At 72.1% G+C, this 20,969-nt stretch carries 17 protein-coding genes; 15 read left to right on the top strand and 2 right to left on the bottom strand.

From position 1 onward, the window contains the following. Positions 1 to 91: 91 nt before the first annotated feature. Positions 92 to 916 carry a Fic family protein gene (locus tag C4J65_RS14565; protein ID WP_115742799.1) on the top strand — a complete coding sequence of 275 codons (825 nt, stop codon included), beginning with the start codon at positions 92 to 94 and terminating at the stop codon, positions 914 to 916. Positions 917 to 1,344: 428 nt separating this feature from the next. Here the strand turns inward: C4J65_RS14565 and C4J65_RS14560 are convergent, their stop codons facing one another. Beyond that, positions 1,345 to 2,202: an HAD-IB family hydrolase gene (locus C4J65_RS14560; RefSeq protein WP_162833188.1), complete on the bottom strand. Its 858-nt coding sequence runs from the start codon at positions 2,200 to 2,202 to the stop codon at positions 1,345 to 1,347. 611 nt (positions 2,203 to 2,813) lie between these two features. Here C4J65_RS14560 and ssd point away from each other — a divergent pair. The 7 genes from ssd to C4J65_RS14525 all read left to right on the top strand — a co-directional run bounded on the left by ssd (position 2,814) and on the right by C4J65_RS14525 (position 8,684). Beyond that, entirely contained in the window at positions 2,814 to 4,013 is a 1,200-nt protein-coding gene (gene ssd, locus C4J65_RS14555; protein WP_115742797.1) for a septum site-determining protein Ssd, read from the top strand. A gap of 437 nt (positions 4,014 to 4,450) precedes the next feature. Continuing rightward, positions 4,451 to 5,626, top strand: coding sequence for a TadA family conjugal transfer-associated ATPase (locus tag C4J65_RS14550; protein WP_162833582.1), 1,176 nt, complete (start codon positions 4,451 to 4,453; stop codon positions 5,624 to 5,626). Between the two features lie 35 nt (positions 5,627 to 5,661). Continuing rightward, positions 5,662 to 6,579 carry a type II secretion system F family protein gene (locus C4J65_RS14545; RefSeq protein ID WP_162833583.1) on the top strand — a complete coding sequence of 306 codons (918 nt, stop codon included), beginning with the start codon at positions 5,662 to 5,664 and terminating at the stop codon, positions 6,577 to 6,579. Further along, positions 6,576 to 7,376 (top strand): type II secretion system F family protein, encoded by an 801-nt coding sequence (locus C4J65_RS14540; RefSeq protein WP_115746453.1) that lies wholly within the window; start codon positions 6,576 to 6,578, stop codon positions 7,374 to 7,376. The genes C4J65_RS14545 and C4J65_RS14540 overlap by 4 nt, the downstream gene beginning before the upstream one ends. Positions 7,377 to 7,490: 114 nt before the next feature. Next, on the top strand, positions 7,491 to 7,718 hold the full coding sequence (locus tag C4J65_RS14535) for a DUF4244 domain-containing protein (RefSeq protein WP_115742796.1): 228 nt from the start codon (positions 7,491 to 7,493) through the stop codon (positions 7,716 to 7,718). Positions 7,719 to 7,725: 7 nt separating this feature from the next. Next, positions 7,726 to 8,178, top strand: coding sequence for a TadE family type IV pilus minor pilin (locus C4J65_RS14530; protein ID WP_115742795.1), 453 nt, complete (start codon positions 7,726 to 7,728; stop codon positions 8,176 to 8,178). Positions 8,179 to 8,264: 86 nt separating this feature from the next. Next, positions 8,265 to 8,684: an Rv3654c family TadE-like protein gene (locus tag C4J65_RS14525; protein WP_162833187.1), complete on the top strand. Its 420-nt coding sequence runs from the start codon at positions 8,265 to 8,267 to the stop codon at positions 8,682 to 8,684. Here C4J65_RS14525 and C4J65_RS14520 read toward each other — a convergent pair. Then, positions 8,638 to 11,103: a DEAD/DEAH box helicase gene (locus C4J65_RS14520; protein ID WP_162833186.1), complete on the bottom strand. Its 2,466-nt coding sequence runs from the start codon at positions 11,101 to 11,103 to the stop codon at positions 8,638 to 8,640. The two genes, C4J65_RS14525 and C4J65_RS14520, sit on opposite strands and share 47 nt — an antisense overlap. 82 nt (positions 11,104 to 11,185) lie before the next feature. Here C4J65_RS14520 and bldG point away from each other — a divergent pair, with 82 nt between their 5' ends. The 7 genes from bldG to topA all read left to right on the top strand — a co-directional run bounded on the left by bldG (position 11,186) and on the right by topA (position 20,924). Next, complete coding sequence (gene bldG / locus C4J65_RS14515; RefSeq protein WP_003975386.1) at positions 11,186 to 11,527, top strand: anti-sigma factor antagonist BldG; 342 nt, start codon at positions 11,186 to 11,188, stop codon at positions 11,525 to 11,527. Between the two features lie 110 nt (positions 11,528 to 11,637). Then, positions 11,638 to 12,069, top strand: coding sequence for an ATP-binding protein (locus tag C4J65_RS14510; RefSeq protein WP_115742792.1), 432 nt, complete (start codon positions 11,638 to 11,640; stop codon positions 12,067 to 12,069). 417 nt (positions 12,070 to 12,486) lie between these two features. Next, a complete protein-coding gene (locus tag C4J65_RS14500) occupies positions 12,487 to 14,892 on the top strand; it encodes a sodium-translocating pyrophosphatase (RefSeq protein ID WP_115742790.1) in 2,406 nt (801 codons plus the stop codon). Positions 14,893 to 15,111: 219 nt separating this feature from the next. Beyond that, a complete protein-coding gene (locus C4J65_RS14495) occupies positions 15,112 to 15,702 on the top strand; it encodes a small secreted protein (RefSeq protein WP_115742789.1) in 591 nt (196 codons plus the stop codon). 178 nt (positions 15,703 to 15,880) lie between these two features. Then, entirely contained in the window at positions 15,881 to 17,398 is a 1,518-nt protein-coding gene (locus C4J65_RS14490; RefSeq protein ID WP_115742788.1) for a class I SAM-dependent methyltransferase, read from the top strand. Between the two features lie 222 nt (positions 17,399 to 17,620). Beyond that, on the top strand, positions 17,621 to 17,818 hold the full coding sequence (locus tag C4J65_RS14485; RefSeq protein WP_115742787.1) for a hypothetical protein: 198 nt from the start codon (positions 17,621 to 17,623) through the stop codon (positions 17,816 to 17,818). A 268-nt stretch (positions 17,819 to 18,086) separates the two neighbouring features. Then, on the top strand, positions 18,087 to 20,924 hold the full coding sequence (gene topA / locus C4J65_RS14480) for a type I DNA topoisomerase (RefSeq protein WP_115742786.1): 2,838 nt from the start codon (positions 18,087 to 18,089) through the stop codon (positions 20,922 to 20,924). Positions 20,925 to 20,969 lie beyond the last annotated feature (45 nt).

Below are 20,969 nucleotides of genomic sequence, written 5' to 3'. Positions count from 1 at the left end.
CGATAGCTGTAAGTGGCACGCGAGAGGGGCCGGGGGTGAAGAAGACCACTCATTCGTGGGGCACGGCGCAGGGTTGCGTAGGGTCTTACTCATGAGTACGACAGGCGCGAACGCCGATCCGCTCGCGGCCCTGGGCGACCTGCCCGGCGTGGCCGAGTCCGTGGAGTCCGTACGCAAGGCCGTGGACCGCGTCTACGGCCACCGGATCATGCGGCGCCGCAGCAACGGGATCACCTCCGAGGCGGCCCTGCGCGGCGCCCGGGGTTCGGCGGCGCTGTCCGGGGCGGACTGGGCCCTGGAGGAGGTGCGCCGACGCAGCGACTTCAGTGGCGATGCCGAGGCGCGTGCGGTGGGCGCCGCGTTGCGGCTGACCGCCGAGGCGGGGCAACTGCTGTCCGTGTGGCGGCAGTCGCCGCTGCGCGTGCTGGCCCGACTGCACCTGGTGGCGGCCGCGGACAAGGACGACGAGGTGGGGCGGCCCCGCCAGAACGGCGAGCCGGTGGACGAACCGCTCGTCGAGCTGCCGCTGCCCGATGCCGAGGAGGCGCACGGCCGGCTGGACGGCCTGGCCGCGCTGGTCGCGGCGGGCGGTACCGCACCGGCGCTGGTGACGGCCGCGGTGGTGCACGGGGAACTGCTGGCGCTGCGTCCCTTCACCTCCCACAACGGTCTGGTCGCCCGCGCGGCTGAGCGCATCGTCCTGGTCGGCAGCGGACTGGACCCCAAGTCGGTGTGCCCGGCCGAGGTCGGTCACGCCGAGCTGGGACGCGCGGCCTACCTGGCGGCGCTCGACGGCTACGTCTCCGGGACCCCGGAGGGTGTGGCCGCCTGGATCGCCCACTGCGGCAAGGCGGTCGCCCTGGGTGCCCGCGAGTCGACGGCGGTGTGCGAGGCGCTCCAGCGCGGGGCGGCGTAGGACCTGGCCGCCCCAGTTCGCCGGACCGGGGCCCGTTTTGGGCGGGCGGCACAGAAATGCGGCGGTACGAGTGCTCGTACCGCCGCTGGCATGACCACCCGGTTACCAAGCGTCCTCGATATGTGCCCATCAGGCCGGGAGCTTCGCCCGTGACCTGGTGCGGCTGGCCCGTAATCGACGGGTCGACGTCGCGTGGGTGCCCGGTGTCCATGCTCGGTCCGTGGGGCCAAATGCGTGTAAAGGTGATCCTTTCGGATGTCCTTGGTCTCGCGGGCCGTTGAGTCCTTTGTACTACCGGGCCCGAGTAAGCGGAAGTGCCCGCCGCACTTCTTTACTTTTGCGGTCATACGCGGGTGAAAGGACTCATTGGGCCGACCGGGACCGAGCTCGGACGGGTCCGAGGGGTCCGAGGGGTCCGAGGGCCCCGATCAGGCCGCCGTGGACCGTCGTCGGCTCGCGTACCAGACGAGACCCGCGGTCGCCGCCGCGGCGCCTATCGCGGCGGCTGCGACGAGCGCGGGTCGGGGGGGCACGGAAAATCCCCCGATCCGCTGCTTGAGCCGCACCGGGCGGTGGAAATCGAGAATCGGCCACTCGCGCGCGAGGGCTTCGCGGCGCAGCGCCCGGTCCGGGTTGACCGCGTGGGGGTGGCCGACGGCCTCCAGCATCGGCAGGTCGGTCGCCGAGTCGCTGTAGGCGTAGCAGCGGGACAGGTCGTACCCCTCGGACCCGGCCAGCTCCCGGATCGCCTCCGCCTTGGTCGGGCCGTACGCGTAGTACTCCACCTCTCCGGTGAAACAGCCGTCCTCACCCACGATCATGCGCGTCGCCACCACCCGGTCCGCGCCCAGCAGCTCGCCGATCGGCTCGACCACCTCGGCGCCCGACGTCGAGACGATCACGACGTCGCGACCGGCGGTGTGGTGCTCCTCGATCAGGGAGGCCGCCTCGTCGTAGATGATCGGGTCGATCAGGTCGTGCAGGGTCTCGGCGACGAGCTCCTTGACCAGCTGGACGTTCCACCCGCGGCACAGCGCGGAGAGGTACTCGCGCATCCGCTCCATCTGGTCGTGGTCGGCTCCGCCGGCGAGGAACACGAACTGGGCATATGCGGTACGCAACACGGTCCTGCGGTTGATCAGCCCGCCTTGGTAGAACGACTTGCTGAACGTGAGCGTGCTCGACTTCGCAATGACCGTCTTGTCCAGGTCAAAGAAGGCCGCCGTGCGGGGCATGGAGGGAGACGCGGAGTGCGGCGAGGAGTGGTTTTCCACAACCCTGAGCATAGGCGCAGCCCATTCGGCGTAAGCTGGGGCGCGTGGGTTTGCCTGAGAGGGCTCTCGGGTACACCATGGAAGTCACGGATCGTTCGCGACCGTGCTAACCCGGTCCGACTCCTCCCCCCCCGAGTCGGCCGTGGAGACGACCCCCGCTCTCCCCCCCGGCGGGGGTCGTCGCATGTCCGGGTGGGTTTCTCGCTCTTCTTACGATCTGGGCCCCGTGCCGTTGCGGCGCGGGGCCCAGGCGTTGTCGCGACCAAAGTCGGCCACGCAGCGTAGCGGTCGGACTGCTCTGCGGCAGTCGCACGCCGGGTGGAGCGGAGCCGTAGAAGGCTCACCGGTTCGAGTGAGTCGATATTCACAACCATCGAGTTGTCCACAGTTTTTTACCAAGATCCACACGATTTCCCGGATCGCTGCACCGTGATTCCCATGCGTCCGGGCCGTGCCGAGTTCCATGGCCGGATCTGTTTGCCGGACGCGTGATGTGCGCCGCTCGTGCGGGGACCGCTTTCCGGTTCTTCACGCGGCCGCAAAACGCGGGGCCGCGGGGGCTGCGCGAGAGACCACGAGATGCCGGGCGCGGCTGCGGGAGCCGTGCCGAAGGGGGAAAGACCATGACCGGAACGATCACGCACGGCCCGCCGCCCACCGCCGGAGGGCGGCAGAGCGGGCCCCTGATCGTCACCGAGGACCCGGAGCTCCTCGACGACCTGCTGCGCCTGTGCGCGGCCGCGGGCGCCACGCCGGAGGTGCACCACTCGGTACCCGTGACACCGCCATCGCCTCCTTCGACGCCTTCGGCCTTGACGGCGGCGGCTTCTGCGGCGGCGCGCGCACCTGCGGCGTCCGGGAGGCGGACCGGATGGGAGACCGCGCCCCTGGTCCTCGTCGGGGACGACGCGGCGCGGCGGGTACGCGGAGCGGTGCGGAGACGGGGAGTGGTCCTGGTGGGCCGTGATCAGGACGATTCGGGGATCTGGCAGCGGGCCGTCGAGATCGGCGCCGACCACGTCCTGATGCTGCCCGACGGTGAGCAGTGGCTGGTCGACCGCATCGCCGACGTCGCCGAGGGCGTCGGCCGTCCGGCCCTCACCGTCGGCGTCATCGGCGGCCGGGGCGGCGCCGGGGCGTCCACACTGGCCTGCGCGCTTGCCGTCACCTCCGCGCGGGAGGGGCTGCGCAGTCTGCTGGTGGACGCCGATCCCCTGGGCGGCGGCCTCGACGTCCTCCTGGGCGGCGAGACGGCCGAGGGGCTGAGGTGGCCGGCGTTCGCGGCCTCGCGAGGGCGGGTCGGCGGCGGCGCCCTGGAGGAGTCGCTGCCCCGGCTGCATTCGCTCCGGGTGCTCAGCTGGGACCGGGGCGACTGCGTCGCGGTACCGCCGCAGGCCGTGCGCGCGGTGCTCGCGGCGGCCCGGAGGAGGGGCGGCACGGTCGTCGTCGACCTGCCCCGCCGGATCGACGACGGCGTCGCCGAGGTCCTCGCGCAGCTCGACATCGGGATCCTCGTCGTCCCCGCCGAGCTGCGGGCCGTGGCGGCGGCGGGCCGGGTGGCGGCCTCGGTGGGCATGGTTCTGCGCGACCTCCGGGTCGCGGTGCGCGGACCCTACGGCTCCGGGCTCGACGACCGTGAGGTGGCCCGGTTGCTCGGCCTTCCCCTGGCCGGCGAAGTACCGGTCGAGTCAGGGCTCCTGCGGGCCACGGAGAGCAAACGCCCTCCGGGCACACCCGGTCGTGGTCCGCTGGCGCGCTTCTGCCGGGGGTTCTGGGAACGGGCGCTGGCGGAGAGCGGCGGGCCGGGCGGGAGCGGCTCGTGAGCGGCGCGGCCCGGTCGGTGGTGAGCGGTGGAAGGCGGATCGAGATGGACGTGGTGGCTGCGGGAGAGCAGGCCGGGATCCCGGGGAGGCTCGCCGGGGCGACTGAGGGGGAGGACACGGGCGGCCGGGGACCCGGGGCCCCCGGGACACCCGGCGCAGTGGACGCGCGGGCGGTTCCGGGCTGGGTGATCCGGCCGTCCGGCGGAACGCCTACGGGATCGTTGTCACCCGCCGGTGGTGCTGGGCACCAGGCCTCCGGGGAATCGGTGGTCCCGGCAACCGCGACACGGGTGGGTTCGGCAACCACGACATTGGTCGGCTCGGCGCCCGCAGCGTTGACCGGACCGGGTTCCGGGCGGCCGGTGCGGACGCGGGCGCAGGGCTCCCTGCGGTCTGCGGCACCGGTCGCGCGGAACGGCCTCGGCGCCGCGCCCGGGATGCTCGACGGTGTGCGGCGGTGGCTCGCCGAGAGCGGGGCGGAGCCGACACCCGCGCGAGTGGCGCAGGCGCTGCGGGAACAGGGGCGGGTGCTCGGGGACGCCGAGATCCTCGGTGCCGCCGAACAGCTCAGGTCGGAACTGGTCGGCAGCGGACCACTCGAGCCGCTGCTCGCCGACCCCTCGGTGACCGACGTGCTGGTGTCCGCCCCGGACCGGGTCTGGGTGGACCGGGGCGGTGGCCTGGAGCTGGCACCGGTCTCCTTCCCCGACGCGGCGGCGGTGCGGCGGCTCGCGCAGCGCCTCGCGACCGTGGCCGGGCGCCGGCTCGACGACGCACGGCCCTGGGTGGACGCCAGGCTGCCCGACGGCACCCGGCTGCACGCCGTGCTGCCACCTGTCGCCGTCGACTGCACCTGCCTCGCGCTGCGGGTGGTACGGCCGCGCGCCTTCACCCTCGACGAGCTGGCGGCGGCGGGCACCGTGCCGCCTGGCGGTGACCGCGTGCTGCGCGCTCTGCTGCGGGCCCGGCTGTCCTTCCTCGTCAGCGGCGGTACCGGCAGTGGCAAGACGACGCTGCTCAGCGCCCTGCTCGGACTGGTCGGACCGGACGAACGCATCGTGCTGGCCGAGGACTCGGCGGAACTGCGCCCCGACCACCCGCATGTCGTCCGCCTGGAGACCAGACCGGCCAACCAGGAGGGCGCCGGTCTGGTCACCCTGGAGGACCTGGTGCGCCAGGCGCTGCGCATGCGGCCGGACCGGCTGGTCGTGGGCGAGGTGCGAGGTCCCGAAGTGGTCCATCTGCTCGCCGCGTTGAACACGGGTCACGAAGGCGGCTGCGGGACGGTGCACGCCAATGCCGCCGCCGACGTACCGGCTCGGCTGGAGGCGCTCGGGACGACCGCGGGCCTGAACCGTGCGGCTCTGCACAGCCAGCTCGCTGCGGCCCTCTCGGTGGTCCTCCACCTGGTCCGTGACCGCGCGGGACGGCGCCGGATCGCCGAGGTGCACGTACTGGAGCGGGACCCGTCGGGGCTGGTGCGGACGGTGCCGGCGCTGCGATGGGGGCCGGAGGCCTTCGTGGCCGAACGCGGCTGGCAGCGGCTGCGGGAGCTGTTTCGCGACGCGGGGACCGAGGAGCGGGCGCCGGTCGGACGGGAGGCACGGAGATGATGAGCATGACGGTGACCGGCCCTCCGGCGACGGGCATGCCGGGGACGGGCGAGCTCTCGACGGGCGTGATCCTGGTGTGCCTGGGATCGGCCGCCTGGTTGGCGGGAGGGTGGCACTCAGGAGTACGGCGAGCGCGGACGGTGCTCGCCGAAGGCCGGACGCGCGCGACCGGTGGCACGAGTGAGACTGGCAGGTCTGGTGGGACGCACGCTGCCGGGCCGCCCGCGGCGCGTCGGATGACGGACGGGTTGCGGCGTGTCCGGGGCCGGCTGAGGCCCGAGTGGTGGTCACTGGCCGCCGGGCTGGTGCTGGCGATCCTGGGCACCTCGGTGCTGCCGGTCGTCGCGGGTGCGGCCGGCGTACCGGCGCTGCGGCGAGTGCGACTGGCCGGCCGGGAAAGGCGGGCCGGCGAGCACCGGCAGGACGCGGTGATCGCCCTGTGCGGGACACTCGCCGGCGAGGTGCGGGCGGGGCGGCAACCGGGCGAGGCGCTCCTGTGCGCCGCGCACGACTCCGGCGGGCTCGGTGACGCGCAGGCGGCGGTGCTGGCGGCGGCCCGGTTCGGCGGGGACGTCCCCGGGGCCCTGGCGTCGGCAGCCGGGCAACCTGGCGCCGAGGGGCTGCGTGGGCTCGCGGCGTGCTGGCGGGTCGCGGTCGACCAGGGCGCGGGGCTCGCGGCCGGTCTCGACAGGCTGGAGGGCGCGCTGCGTGCCGAGCGGGACCAGCGCTCGGACCTGCGTGCCCAATTGGCCGGCGCCCGGGCCACGGCCGTGATGCTCGCCGGCCTTCCGGTTCTGGGTCTCCTGCTCGGCGTCGCCCTCGGGGCCGATCCCCTGCACGTGCTGCTGCACACCGGTGCCGGGGTGGGCTGTCTGCTGGCCGGCGGGGTTCTGGAGAGCCTGGGCGTGTGGTGGGTGACGCGGATCGTGCGCGGGGCGGAGGCGACTTCGTGAACGGCGACCTTGTCCACAGGCTGGGGGCAGCGGCGGCGATGGTCCTGGCCGCCGGCTGGCTGACACGCCGACTCGGAGCCATGCGGCGGGAGCGGGCGCTGCGCAGGCGGCTCAGGGGCCTACTGGGACCGCAGCGGGCGCCGGTCCGTTCCGCCTCGCGACGCGCCGAGGCGCTGCGCACCCTGCGCCCGTGGCTGCCGCTGGCCGGCACGGTGGGCGTCGGTTGGGCCCTGGTCGGCGGTCTGGCCGGGGTACTGGTGGGGCTGGTGGGCGCGGCCGCACTGTGGCGTCGGAGTGCCCGACGTTCGGCCGCGGGCACGGAGGCGGCGGAGGCCGCAGCCGCGCGAGCCGCCCGTCAACTGCCCTTGGCCGCCGATCTGCTGGCGGCCTGCATCGCGGCGGGCGCGAGTCCGGTGGCGGCGGCGCGGGCGGTCGGCGATGCCCTCGGCGGACCGGTCGGGGACGCGCTGGGGCGCGGTGCCGCGGAGGTACGCCTCGGCGGCGAACCGGAGGGTGCCTGGCGGGGGTTGGCCGCCGTCCCGGGGGCCGCACCCCTGGCGCGGCTGCTGGAGCGGGCCGAGGTGTCCGGCCTGCCCGCGGCGGGCCCGGTCGCCCGCCTGGCCGCCCAGGCCCGTGCCGACTGGGCCCGCACCACGACGGTCCGGGCCCGCCGGGCGGCCGTCATGGTCACCGCGCCGGTGGGGCTGTGCTTTCTGCCCGCGTTCATCGCGGTGGGCGTACTGCCGGTGGTCATCGGACTGGCCGGCGGGGTGCTGGGTCAAGGAGGAGGTGGCTGACGGATCGGCGCGTCGGACGAACAGCGGGTCGAACAGCGGTCGACCAGTGGTCGAGCAACGGATGAGCAACGGATGAGCAAGCGAGCAACGGAATCGAGCCATACGGGGGTTGCGATGTATCAGATGGTGCGGGCACGGCTGGGTGCCTTGGTGGGCGGAGTGGTCGGGGCGGTGCGACGGCAGGCCGCGCGGCGGGACGCTGGAATGGTCACCTCCGAGTACGCGATGGGGATCGTCGCGGCGGTGGCCTTCGCCGTGATCCTCTACAAGGTCGTCACGAGCGGGACGGTGAGCGCGGAGCTGCAGGGCATCGTGAAGGGGGCTCTCAATGCGCGGATGTGAAAGGGCGGTGAGAGCCGGAATCCCGGTCCGCGGTGTGCGCGGACGCCGCCTGCGCGGCGCACCGGACGCCGGGGCGAGCACCGGGCCGGACAGCGGATTCGTGACGGCGGAGGCTGCCGTGGTGCTTCCCGTGCTGGTGGTGTTCACGATGGCGCTGGTGTGGGGGCTGCTCGTGGTCGCCGCCCAGATCCAGTGCGTGGACGCGGCCCGGGCGGGGGCCCGCGCGGCGGCACGACAGGACCCGGAAGACGCGGTCGTGGAGCTCGCCCGTCAGGCGGCACCGAGCGGAGCGCGGGTCACGGTCAGCCGCGAGGCGGGACTGGTCCGTGTGGTCGTGGTGGCCGAGCCGCCGGCTCTGCACGGGCTGCCGTTCGAAGTACGGGAGGAAGCCGTGGCTTCGGTGGAGCAGCCGGCGGGGACGGCGCCGACGGCGGCGGAACCGGTGGGGGCCGAGCCGTGAGGGGCGGGCCCGGCGGATGCCGAGCCGTCCGAGAGGGAACCGGTGCGGGCGGAGCCGTGAGGGACCGTGCCGGCGGGGGCCGAGCCATGGGTGCCTCCGACCAGGGGTCGGCGACCGTGTGGAGCGTTGCCGCCATCGCCGTTCTGTGTGTCGTGTTCGGCGTCGTGCTGGCCCTGGGGCAGGCCGTCGTGGCCCGGCACCGCGCGGCGGGCGGCGCCGACCTGGCGGCGCTCGCCGCGGCGGACGAATGGGCGCAGGGCGCCACTACGGCGTGCGAAAGGGCGGGGCGGGTCGCGCGGGCGCAGGAGGTGCGGTTGGTGCGCTGTGTGCTCACCGGACAGATCTCGGACGTGACGGCGGCGTCGGGCAGAGGCCCCTTCACGGCGGAGGTCCGGGCGAGGGCGGGCCCGGCCCCACTCACCGCACCGGCGCCACCCGCGCCACCACCCTCCGTACCGCCTACCCCGGCTGGTCCGTCTCCGCCGCCCCCCGCAGCAGCACCGTGAGGAGCCGTACCGCTCCCCGCTTGTGCAGCGGATCGTTGCCGTTGCCGCACTTGGGGGACTGGATGCAGGAAGGACAGCCCGCGTCGCACTCGCAGGAGGCGATGGCTTCACGGGTTGCCGTGAGCCAGTCGCGGGCCGTGTGGAAGGCCCGCTCGGCGAAGCCCGCGCCGCCGGGGTGGCCGTCGTACACGAAGACCGTCGGCAGCAGTGTGTCCGGGTGCAGGGGGACGGACACGCCGCCGATGTCCCAGCGGTCGCAGGTCGCGAACAGGGGCAGCATGCCGATCGAGGCGTGCTCGGCGGCGTGCAGGGCCCCGCCGAGGATCTCCGGGTTGATCCGGGCCGCGTCCAGTTGGTCCTCGGTGACCGTCCACCACACCGCGCGGGTGCGCAGTGTCCGGGGAGGGAGGTCGAGCTTCGTCTCGCCCAGGACCTCGCCGGTGATCAGGCGCCGGCGCAGGAAGGAGACCACCTGGTTGGTTACCTCGACGGAGCCGTAGCAGAGGCGCCCGTCGCCCCAGGGGACCTCGATGTCGGTCTCCAGCACCGAGATCGCCGTCGTGTCGCGGGCCACCGTCGAGTAGGCGGGGGTGGCCTGCTCTACCAGCGCGACGGAGTCCTCCAGGTCCAGCGAGCGGACGAGGTACGTGCGCCCCTGGTGGAGGTGCACGGCGCCCTCGTGCACGGCCGTGTGGGCCGCACCGGCGTCCACGGTGCCCAGCAGCCTGCCCGTGCCCTCCTCGACGACCTGGACCGGACGTCCGCCCTCGCCGCGGATGTCGGTCAGGTCGGCCGCCCGCTCACGGCGGGTCCAGTGCCAGGCCCGGGTCCGACGGCGCAGCAGCTTCGCCGCCTCCAGCTGGGGCAGCAGCTCCTCGCAGGCGGGCCCGAAGAGCTTCAGGTCCTCCTCGGTCAGAGGCAGTTCCGCCGCCGCCGCGCACAGGTGGGGGGCGAGGACGTACGGGTTGTCCGGGTCGAGGACGGTGGACTCCACCGGCTGGTCGAAAAGGGCCTCCGGGTGGTGGACGAGGAAGGTGTCCAACGGGTCGTCACGGGCGACCAGCACGGCCAGCGCCCCCTGTCCGGCCCGGCCGGCCCGGCCCGCCTGCTGCCACAGCGAGGCCCGCGTGCCCGGGTACCCCGCGATCACCACGGCGTCCAGGCCGGAGATGTCGAGGCCGAGTTCGAGGGCGTTCGTCGCCGCCAGGCCGAGGAGGTCACCGGAGTGCAGGGCACGTTCCAGGGCGCGGCGCTCCTCGGGGAGGTAGCCGCCCCGGTACGCCGCCACGCGCCCGGCCAGGGAGCGGTCGACCTCGGCCAGACGCTCCTGGGCGATCACCGCGATCAGCTCGGCGCCACGCCGGGAGCGGACGAAGGTGATCGAGCGCATGCCCTGCACGGTGAGGTCGGTCAGCAGGTCCGCGGCTTCCGCGGTGGCCGTGCGGCGCACCGGCGCGCCCTTTTCGCCCTCCAGTTCGGTCAGCGGTGGTTCCCAGAGGGCGAACACCAGTTCACCGCGGGGTGACGCGTCGTCGGCGACCTCGATCACCGGGAGCCCGGTGAGCCGGCGGGCCGCTTCCGAGGGTTCGGCGGCGGTGGCGGAGGCGAGCAGGAACACGGGCGACGCGCCGTAGCGCGCACACAGTCTGCGCAGTCTGCGCAGCACCTGGGCGACGTGGGAGCCGAAGACGCCCCGGTAGGTGTGGCACTCGTCGATGACGACGTACTTCAGTGCCTTCAGGAACGAGGACCAACGGGGGTGGGAGGGCAGGATGCCGCGGTGCAGCATGTCCGGGTTGGTCAGGACGTACGTTCCGTACTGGCGGATCCACTCGCGTTCCTCGAACGGCGTGTCGCCGTCGTAGACCGCGGCTCGCACGGAGGTCCCGAGGGGTTGTGAAAGTTCCTTCACCGACCGGCACTGGTCGGCCGCCAGCGCTTTGGTGGGGGCCAGGTAGAGCGTGGTGGCGCCACGCCCGTTGGGCGCCTCGGAGCCGTCCACGAGGGTCGACAGGACCGGCACCAGATAGGCCAGCGACTTGCCCGACGCGGTGCCGGTGGCGACGACCACCGAGTCGCCGTCCAGGGCGTGCTCGGCCACGCGTGCCTGGTGGGCCCAGGGGTGTTCGATGCCCGCGGCCCGTACCGCGGCCAGGACCTCCGGCCGAATCCCCTCCGGCCAGACGGCATGACGGCCCGCACGCGGGGGCAAGTGCTCCGTATGAGTGATGCGCGCAGCCCGGCTCGGTCCCGCGGCGAGCCGGTCCAGGAGCATGCCCGGTTCCGGCCGGGAGCCGGGCTCCGCCGGGGATCGATCGGGTCGGTGATTCTTGGCCATCGGCACCGAGTCTGTCACTGGCGTGACGGACAATGGGACCAAGGCGTCGTGCACGCCTGCCGGTAAGTGATTGAATGCCATCGCGGCTGGCGAACCGTCCTGGGGGCTTCAAGCCGAGGTGTCCCGAGGGACGACCGCTCGATAGCAAGGTGCTGGAGGATCCGTGGACCTGTCCCTGTCGACCCGTACCGTCGGCGATCGTACGGTCGTCGAGGTCGGTGGCGAAATTGACGTATACACCGCGCCCAAGCTGCGTGAGCAGCTGGTCGAGCTCGTGAACGACGGGAGTTTCCACCTCGTCGTCGACATGGAGGGCGTGGACTTCCTCGACTCCACAGGGCTCGGCGTGCTGGTGGGTGGACTGAAGCGGGTGCGTGCCCATGAGGGCTCGCTGCGGCTGGTCTGCAACCAGGAGCGCATTCTCAAGATCTTCCGTATCACCGGCCTCACCAAGGTGTTCCCCATTCACACCTCGGTCGAGGAAGCGGTGGCGGCCACCGACTGACGACCGGTCCCGGGCCTCTTGGGGCTCGGGACAGCAAGTAGAACGAGGGGGGTCCGGGCTGTCGGCGGCCCGGACCCTCGAAAGCACGCCCGCAGTTCCAAGGGGGATGCATGGCCACCGTCGAACTCCGTTTCAGCGCGCTGCCCGAGCACGTCCGCACCGCCCGTCTGGTGGCGGCCGCGGTGGCGCGCAGGGCCGGAGTGGACGAGGCCGTCCTCGACGAGGTCAGGCTCGCCGTCGGTGAGGCCTGCACGCGGGCCGTGGGCCTGCATCAGCACGTCGGCATCACGGCGCCGGTCAAGGTGGCGCTGATCGAGGAGGAGAAGCAGTTCTCCATCGAGGTCGGCGACGAGGCGCCGCACACGGTCCCCGGGGCCAAGTCCTCGGGGGACGCCGCCGACGCACAGGACAGTGAGGAGGACGAGATGGGCCTCGCGGTCATCAGTGGACTCGTCGACGACGTCGAGGTCACGGCGGGCGAGGGCGGCGGGCTGATCCGCATGACCTGGCCCACCGCGTCGGCGGTGCTGCCGCCGATCTGACCCCGCCCGCGTCACCCCCGTATCACCCCTGCGTCACCCAGAGGGCCCCACCTGGTGGGGCCCTTTGCCATGCGCGGACATACATTGAGGTCGTGCGGGCGTTAAGTGAATTCATTCACGATCAATCGCACGAGAATTGATCACCCGGCGGTTCACGAAACGGATCACCGAACGGATCCCGTGCGGATCACCGAACGGATCCCGTGCGGATCACCGAACGGATCCCGTACGGATCACCGAACGGATCCCGTACGGATCATCGAACGGATCACGTATTAATGCCGGAGGGCCATTACTACTTCCGGCCCCCTTGTGGTTGACAGCGCAATTCATTTTGTCGTGCACTGTTTTGATCAGGTTCCGGTACCTACAATCCCGTCCACATCTTGAGCTCAGCCCAAGCGTCAAGGAGGACGAATGGCGGAGCTTTCCACCCCTCATCAGTTGGGCGATCCCTCCCACCTCGCGGCCGCCGTGCTGACCGACGGAAACCGCGCCCTGGTCGCGGTCATCGCGGTCGTCGCGCTGGCAGCGCTGGTGCTCGCGGGCTTCCTGGTGCGCCAGGTGCTCGCGGCGGGCGAGGGAACCGACAGCATGAAGAAGATCGCGGCGGCCGTCCAGGAAGGCGCGAACGCGTACCTGGCCCGGCAGTTGCGCACGCTCGGCGTATTCGCCGTCGTCGTGTTCTTCCTGCTCATGCTGCTGCCCGCGGACGACTGGAATCAACGTGCCGGACGTTCGATCTTCTTCCTGATCGGCGCGGCGTTCTCGGCGGCCACCGGCTATATCGGTATGTGGCTCGCCGTGCGCAGCAATGTGCGCGTCGCCGCGGCGGCCCGGGAAGCGACACCGGCCCCCGGCGAACCGGAAAAGGATCTCACCCTCGTCTCGCACAAAGCGACGAAGATCGCGTTTCGCACGGGCGGCGTCGTCGGCATGTTCACAGTGGGGCTGGGCCTGCTGGGCGCCTGCTGCGTGGTGCTGGTGTACGCGGCCGACGCGCCGAAGGTCCTGGAGGGCTTCGGCCTCGGTGCCGCGCTGATCGCGATGTTCATGCGCGTCGGCGGCGGCATCTTCACCAAGGCCGCCGACGTCGGCGCCGACCTGGTCGGCAAGGTCGAGCAGGGCATCCCGGAGGACGACCCGCGCAATGCCGCGACCATCGCCGACAACGTGGGCGACAACGTCGGCGACTGCGCGGGCATGGCGGCCGACCTCTTCGAGTCGTACGCCGTCACCCTGGTGGCCGCGCTGATCCTCGGCAAGGTGGCGTTCGGCGACTCCGGGCTGGCGTTCCCGCTGCTGGTCCCGGCGATCGGCGTGCTCACGGCCATGATCGGCATCTTCGCGGTGGCGCCCCGGCGGTCCGACCGCAGCGGCATGAGCGCGATCAACCGGGGCTTCTTCATCTCCGCGGCGATCTCGCTGGTGCTGGTGGCGGTCGCCGTCTTCGTCTACCTGCCCGGCAAGTACACCGACCTGGACGGCGTCACCGACGCGGCGATCGCGGGCAAGAGCGGCGATCCGCGGATCCTCGCACTGGTCGCGGTCGCGATCGGCATCGTGCTCGCCGCCCTGATCCAGCAGCTCACCGGCTACTTCACCGAGACCACCAGGCGCCCCGTCAAGGACATCGGCAAGACCTCGCTCACCGGTCCCGCCACCGTCGTCCTCGCCGGAGTCTCGCTCGGCCTCGAATCCGCCGTCTACACCGCCCTGTTGATCGGCCTCGGCGTCTACGGGGCCTTCCTGCTCGGCGGCACGTCGATCATGCTGGCGCTGTTCGCGGTGGCGCTGGCCGGCACCGGCCTGCTCACCACGGTCGGTGTGATCGTCGCCATGGACACCTTCGGGCCGGTCTCCGACAACGCGCAGGGCATCGCGGAGATGTCCGGCGACGTCGAGGGCGCCGGCGCCCAGGTGCTCACCGACCTGGACGCCGTCGGCAACACCACCAAGGCCATTACCAAGGGCATCGCCATCGCCACCGCCGTACTGGCCGCCGCGGCCCTCTTCGGGTCGTACCGCGACGCCATCACCACCGGCGCGGCGGACGTGGGCGAGAAACTCAGCGGCGAGGGCGCGCCGATGAACCTGATGATGGACATCTCGCAGCCCAACAACCTCGTCGGGCTCATCGCCGGCGCTGCGGTCGTCTTCCTCTTCTCGGGGCTGGCGATCAACGCGGTGTCGCGGTCGGCGGGCGCCGTAGTCTACGAGGTGCGGCGGCAGTTCCGGGAACGGCCCGGAATCATGGACTACAGCGAGAAACCCGAGTACGGCAAGGTCGTCGACATCTGCACCAGGGACGCCCTGCGGGAACTCGCCACGCCCGGGCTGCTCGCCGTGATGGCACCCATCTTCATCGGGTTCACGCTAGGCGTCGGCGCGCTCGGCGCGTTCCTGGCGGGCGCGATCGGCGCCGGGACGCTGATGGCGGTGTTCCTCGCCAACTCCGGTGGTGCCTGGGACAACGCCAAGAAGCTCGTCGAGGACGGCCACCACGGCGGCAAGGGCAGCGAGGCCCATGCCGCCACCGTCATCGGCGACACGGTCGGCGACCCGTTCAAGGACACCGCGGGTCCGGCGATCAACCCGCTGCTGAAGGTCATGAACCTGGTGGCGCTGCTCATCGCCCCGGCGGTCATCAAGTTCTCCTACGGAGCCGACAAGAGTGTCGGCGTACGGGTGCTGATCGCCGTCGTCGCGTTCGTCGTCATCGCGGCGGCGGTCTACGTGTCCAAGCGGCGCGGGATCGCCATGGGTGACGAGGACAACTCCGATCCGGAACCCAAGTCGGCCGATCCGGCGGTGGTTTCGTAGCACCCGCTCTCCGTTTCACCGCCCGGATTCGCTCCGGGCACTGCTCAAGGAACGGGCGGACGGCGCATGTTGACGCGTCGTCCGCCCGTTTCGCGCTGGCGCGCACCGTTTCACCGTGAGCCTTCTCTCTCTTGGTGCAAATGGCTTCAATACCGTCATAACGGATGTTCGTCCGGTGGATGTCCCCCATCCGGCGTGTATGTTCCGGGGCCGAGAGCCATGGAAGGGACCAATCCGGTGAACAAGAAGCTCGCGGCCGCACTGTCCGGCGGTGCGGTACTGGTACTGGCGCTGACGGGATGCAGCAGCAGCGACGACAACGAGAAGCTGGACTCCTGGGCCAAGGACGTCTGCGAGGGCGTGCAGCCGCAGGCCAAGAAGATCGAGGCGGCCAACGCGGCGATCCAGAAGGAGACCTCGGACAACAGCACTCCCGCCGAGGTCCAGAAGACCGACGCCACGGCGTTCCAGGACATGTCCGACGCCTACAAGGCGATGGGCGCCACCGTCCAGAAGGCCGGCCCCCCGGACGTCGACGACGGCGAGAAGAAGCAGAAGGACGCGGTCACCGAGCTGAACGGCCTCTCCTCCTCGTACGCCTCCCTGCGCAAGCAGGTGGAGGAGCTCGACACCAAGGACCAGGCCAAGTTCGCCGACGGCCTCAAGGACATCGCCACCGAGCTGAACAAGCTCAGCAAGAGCGGCAGCAACGCGCTGAAGACCCTGGAGGAGGGCGACGTCGGCCAGGCGATGGCCAAGCAGCCCAGCTGCAAGTCGGCCTCGGTGACCCCGTCGGCCGCCGAGGGCTGACCGGACCGGACGCCCCACGCGAACACCGCCGGTCTTCCACGCGACCCGGGCCGGTCCCGCACGCGGGCCCGGGCCGGTCTCCCCGTGCGGACGCGGGGCGGTCTCCCCGTGCGGACGCGGGCCGGTCTCCCCGTGCGGACGCGGGGCGGGGTGCGGACCGCAGGGCCACAATGGGGGTGTGAGTAACGCCAGCCTGTCCCCCCTGCCCTCCGCCGACCGCCCCGACGTCACCGCCCGGCTGCGGGACGCCCTGCTCGGGGCGTCCTTCACCGCCGACGGACTGCTGGAGCTGCTCGGCGCCCCCGCCTACGCGGCGCTGTCGCGCAGCGAGACCGTGCCGGCCCTCCGGGCGACCCGCGGCGACACGCCGCTCGAACTGCTCGTCCGGCTGTTCCTGCTCCAGCAACCCGTCCCCCACGCGCGTGTGGGGGACGTTCTGCCCGTCGACGCCTGCCTGGAGAGCGGCTGGCTCGACCGCGCGGGCGACGACGAGGTGGCGGCCACCGTGGACGTCCGGCCCTACGGCGGCCCCGACGGCGAGGACTGGTTCGTCGTCTCCGACCTCGGCTGCGCCGTCGGCGGCGCCGGCGGCATCGGCAACCACGCCGAAGGCGTCGTCCTCGGCGTCGGCGGCGCCTCCACGACCCTGGCCGGCCTCACCGTCCGTACGCCCGTCTCCGCAGCCCTCGACCTCGGTACCGGCTCCGGCATCCAGGCGCTGCACGCCGCCGCGCACGCCACGCGCGTGACGGCCACCGACGTCAACCCCCGCGCGCTGCACATCACCGCGCTCACCCTGGCCCTGTCCGGCGCTCCGGCCGCCGACCTGCGCGAGGGCTCCCTCTACGAGCCGGTCGCCGACGACGAGACGTACGACCTCATCGTCTCCAACCCGCCTTTCGTGATCTCGCCCGGCGCCCGGCTCACCTACCGCGACGGCGGGATGGGCGGGGACGATCTGTGCCGCTCGCTCGTTCAGCAGACGGGGGAGCGTCTGAACGAGGGCGGGTTCGCGCACTTCCTCGCCAACTGGCAGCACGTGGAGGGGGAGGACTGGACGGACCGGCTGCGCTCCTGGGTGCCGCGCGGCTGCGACGCCTGGATCGTGCAGCGCGAGGTCCAGGACGTCACCCAGTACGCCGAGCTGTGGCTGCGGGACGCGGGCGACCACCGCGGTGATCCCGCCGACTACCAGGCGCGGTACGACGCCTGGCTGGACGAGTTCGAGGCGCGCAAGGTCAGGGCCGTCGGCTTCGGCTGGATCACGCTGCGCCGGACCGGGGCCGCCGAGCCCTCGGTCGTCGCCGAGGAATGGCCGCACCCGGTCGAGCAGCCGCTCGGCGAGACCGTGCGCGCCCACTTCGACCGCGTCGACTACCTCCGCTCCCACGACGACGCGGCCCTGCTGGAGGCGCACTTCACGCTGTCCGGCGAGGTCGTCCAGGAGCAGGTCGGGCTGCCCGGCGCCGAGGACCCGGAGCACGTCGTCCTGCGCCAGAACCGCGGCATGCGCCGGGCCACCCGGGTCGACACCGTCGGCGCCGGTTTCGCGGGCGTCTGCGACGGCACGATGAGCGCGGGCCGCATCCTGGACGCCATTGCCCAGCTGGTCGGCGAGGACCCGGTGGCCCTGCGCGACCGCACGCCCGCGCAGATCCGGCTGCTGGTGGAGCAGGGCTTCCTCGAACCGGCGTAGGGCGGCCCAGTCGCCGGGCGTGGGGGCGCGCACCATTTCTTTTTCCGCGACTGCCCGCGCCGCCCGCCCCACCCGGCGTACGGGCACCGGCCACGCCCGACGACGGCACCCGGCGGATCCGTCGGCTCCCCGTACACCTCGGGTTCGCCTGCCCGCCGCCCGTGCGTGACAGCCTCCCGGAGGCTGGACACGCGCGGGCTGGAGAAAAGGGGCACGGGGACCATGGAGAGCGGGCCGGCGATCTTCGCGGGAGTGGTGTTCGCCCTGTTCGGGGCCGGTCTGCTGGTGTGGACCACGACGCGGGTGCGGCACGGCCGGCCCGTCGCGTACGGTGTGAGCCCCGTCGCATCGGCGACCGTCGCGAGTGTCGCCGCCGTGGTCGCGCTGGGCCTCGGGGCCTGGTGCCTGACCCAGGTGTGAGGAGCCGGTTCCGTACCCCGGCCGGGACTCCGCCCGGGTAACCGGGGGATCGCACTCCGGATACCTGCGTCGGGGCAGGTGAGTACTCCGGGCGGCAGGAACACGGTTCGTCGGGTTACCGTTCGAGTGGCCGTTGCGGGCTTTTCCCGTTTGACACGGGGGCGGGAGGTACCGTCACACTCCGCAGCGTCACGATCGAAACACAGAACGACCCGACCCGGGACCACGGCCTGGGGAGGCCCAGCGTCGACCGGAGAGAAGAGCGAAGTTGTCCCCGACCAGCGAGACCGCGAAGGGCGGCCGGCGACTCGTCATCGTCGAGTCGCCCGCCAAGGCGAAGACGATCAAGGGCTATCTCGGCCCTGGCTACGTCGTCGAGGCGAGCGTCGGGCACATCCGCGACCTTCCCAGCGGCGCGGCGGAGGTGCCGGAGAAGTACACCGGCGAGGTCCGCCGCCTCGGTGTGGACGTCGAACACGACTTCCAGCCCATCTATGTGGTCAACGCGGACAAGAAGTCCCAGGTCAAGAAGCTCAAGGACCTGCTGAAGGACTCCGACGAACTCTTCCTCGCCACCGATGAGGACCGCGAGGGCGAGGCCATCGCCTGGCACCTGCAGGAAGTCCTCAAGCCGAAGATCCCGGTCAAGCGCATGGTGTTCCACGAGATCACCAAGGACGCGATCCGGGCCGCCGTCGCCAACCCGCGCGAGCTGAACCAGAAGCTCGTCGACGCCCAGGAGACCCGCCGCATCCTCGACCGCCTCTACGGCTACGAGGTCTCGCCGGTCCTGTGGAAGAAGGTCATGCCGCGCCTGTCGGCCGGCCGCGTCCAGTCCGTCGCCACCCGGCTCGTCGTCGAGCGGGAACGCGAGCGCATGGCGTTCCGCTCCGCCGAGTACTGGGACCTCACCGGCACCTTCGCGACGGGCCGCGCGGGAGACGCTTCGGACCCGTCCTCGCTGGTCGCCCGCCTCCAGACGGTCGACGGACGGCGGGTCGCGCAGGGCCGCGACTTCGACTCCCTGGGGCAGATCAAGAGCGCGAACACCCTCCACCTCGACGAGGCGAACGCCCGCGCGCTCGCCGCCGCCCTGGAGAACACGCGCTTCGCCGTCCGCTCCGTCGAGTCCAAGCCGTACCGCCGCTCGCCGTACGCCCCGTTCCGTACGACGACGCTGCAGCAGGAGGCCTCGCGCAAGCTCGGCTTCGGCGCGAAGTCGACCATGCAGGTCGCCCAGAAGCTGTACGAGAACGGCTACATCACCTACATGCGTACGGACTCCACGACCCTGAGCGACACGGCGGTCACCGCCGCCCGCGCCCAGGTGACGCAGCTGTACGGCGCCGACTACCTGCCGCCCCAGCCGCGGACCTACGCCGGCAAGGTCAAGAACGCCCAGGAGGCGCACGAGGCGATCCGCCCCTCCGGCGACCGCTTCCGCACGCCCGCCGAGACCGGTCTGACCGGCGACCAGTTCAAGCTGTACGAGCTGATCTGGAAGCGGACCGTCGCCTCCCAGATGAAGGACGCGACCGGCAACAGCGTCACGGTGAAGATCGGCGGCGCCGCCTCCGACGGCCGGGACGTCGAGTTCAGCGCCTCCGGCAAGACCATCACCTTCCACGGCTTCCTCAAGGCCTACGTCGAGGGCGCCGACGACCCGAACGCCGAGCTGGACGACCGCGAGCGGCGCCTGCCGCAGGTCGCCGAGGGCGACGCGCTGACGGCCGAGGAGATCACGGTCGACGGCCACGCCACCAAGCCCCCGGCCCGCTACACCGAGGCGTCGCTGGTCAAGGAGCTGGAGGAGCGCGAGATCGGCCGCCCGTCGACGTATGCGTCGATCATCGGCACCATCCTGGACCGCGGCTACGTCTTCAAGAAGGGCACGGCCCTCGTCCCGTCCTTCCTCTCCTTCGCCGTGGTCAACCTCCTGGAGAAGCACTTCGGGCGCCTCGTCGACTACGACTTCACCGCCAGGATGGAGGACGACCTCGACCGCATCGCCCGCGGCGAGGCCAAGTCGGTGCCGTGGCTGCGCCGCTTCTACTTCGGCGAGGGCGGCGGCGTGGGCGGCGGCGCGGCCGACGCGGGCAACGGCGACGGGGACCACCTCGGCGGCCTCAAGGAACTGGTGACCGACCTCGGCGCGATCGACGCCCGCGAGGTGTCGTCCTTCCCCGTCGGCAACGACATCAAGCTGCGCGTCGGCCGCTACGGCCCCTACGTCGAGCGCGGCGAGAAGGACGCCGAGAACCACCAGCGCGCCGACGTCCCCGAGGACCTGGCGCCCGACGAGCTCTCCGTGGAACTGGCGGAGGAACTGCTCGCCAAGCCGAGCGGCGACTTCGAGCTGGGCACCGACCCGGGCACCGGCCACGCCGTCGTCGCCAAGGACGGCCGCTACGGCCCGTACGTCACCGAGGTGCTCCCCGAGGGCACCCCGAAGACCGGCAAGAACGCCGTGAAGCCGCGCACCGCCTCGCTGTTCAAGTCGATGACGCTGGACACGGTGACCCTCGACGACGCCCTGAGGCTCATGTCGCTGCCGCGGGTCGTCGGCACCGACGCGGAGGGCGTCGAGATCACCGCGCAGAACGGCCGCTACGGCCCGTACCTGAAGAAGGGCACGGACTCGCGGTCCCTCCAGACCGAGGAGCAGCTCTTCGAGATCACGCTGGAGGAGGCGCTGGCGATCTACGCCCAGCCCAAGCAGCGTGGCCGGGCCGCGGCCAAGCCGCCGCTGAAGGAGCTGGGCACCGACCCGGTCAGCGAGAAGCCGGTCGTGGTCAAGGACGGCCGCTTCGGCCCGTACGTCACCGACGGCGAGACCAACGCGACCCTGCGCTCCGGCGACAGCGTCGAGGAGATCACGCCGGAGCGGGGCTACGAACTGCTCGCCGAGAAGCGCGCCAAGGCGCCCGCCAAGAAGACGGCGAAGAAGGCCGTGAAGAAGACGGCCGCCGCGAAGACCACGGCGGCCAAGAAGACCGCCGCCAAGACCACGGCGGCCAAGAAGACCGCCGCCAAGACCACCGCGAAGAAGACGACCGCCAAGACGGCGGCGAAGAAGGCGACCGCGTCGAAGGCGTCGGAGGACTGAGCGCCCCCTTCGCAAAACGAACGCCCCGGCATCATTTCGGTGTCG

Origin of the sequence: Streptomyces sp. CB09001 (assembly GCF_003369795.1) — a bacterium.
Classification (GTDB): Bacteria; Actinomycetota; Actinomycetes; order Streptomycetales; family Streptomycetaceae; genus Streptomyces.
The sequence above is the reverse complement of the archived record's forward strand: the minus strand, read 5'-3'. Positions and strand labels throughout refer to the sequence as shown.

Excerpts from the sequence above, each read along its gene's own strand:
- C4J65_RS14565 (WP_115742799.1), top strand. The coding sequence starts at position 92 with ATGAGTACGACAGGCGCGAACGCCGATCCGCTCGCGGCCCTGGGCGAC.
- C4J65_RS14560 (WP_162833188.1), bottom strand. The coding sequence starts at position 2,202 with ATGCTCAGGGTTGTGGAAAACCACTCCTCGCCGCACTCCGCGTCTCCC.
- ssd (WP_115742797.1), top strand. The coding sequence starts at position 2,814 with ATGACCGGAACGATCACGCACGGCCCGCCGCCCACCGCCGGAGGGCGG.
- C4J65_RS14550 (WP_162833582.1), top strand. The coding sequence starts at position 4,451 with ATGCTCGACGGTGTGCGGCGGTGGCTCGCCGAGAGCGGGGCGGAGCCG.
- C4J65_RS14545 (WP_162833583.1), top strand. The coding sequence starts at position 5,662 with ATGCCGGGGACGGGCGAGCTCTCGACGGGCGTGATCCTGGTGTGCCTG.
- C4J65_RS14535 (WP_115742796.1), top strand. The coding sequence starts at position 7,491 with ATGTATCAGATGGTGCGGGCACGGCTGGGTGCCTTGGTGGGCGGAGTG.
- C4J65_RS14525 (WP_162833187.1), top strand. The coding sequence starts at position 8,265 with ATGGGTGCCTCCGACCAGGGGTCGGCGACCGTGTGGAGCGTTGCCGCC.
- C4J65_RS14520 (WP_162833186.1), bottom strand. The coding sequence starts at position 11,103 with ATGGCATTCAATCACTTACCGGCAGGCGTGCACGACGCCTTGGTCCCA.
- C4J65_RS14510 (WP_115742792.1), top strand. The coding sequence starts at position 11,638 with ATGGCCACCGTCGAACTCCGTTTCAGCGCGCTGCCCGAGCACGTCCGC.
- C4J65_RS14500 (WP_115742790.1), top strand. The coding sequence starts at position 12,487 with ATGGCGGAGCTTTCCACCCCTCATCAGTTGGGCGATCCCTCCCACCTC.
- C4J65_RS14495 (WP_115742789.1), top strand. The coding sequence starts at position 15,112 with ATGGAAGGGACCAATCCGGTGAACAAGAAGCTCGCGGCCGCACTGTCC.
- C4J65_RS14485 (WP_115742787.1), top strand. The coding sequence starts at position 17,621 with ATGGAGAGCGGGCCGGCGATCTTCGCGGGAGTGGTGTTCGCCCTGTTC.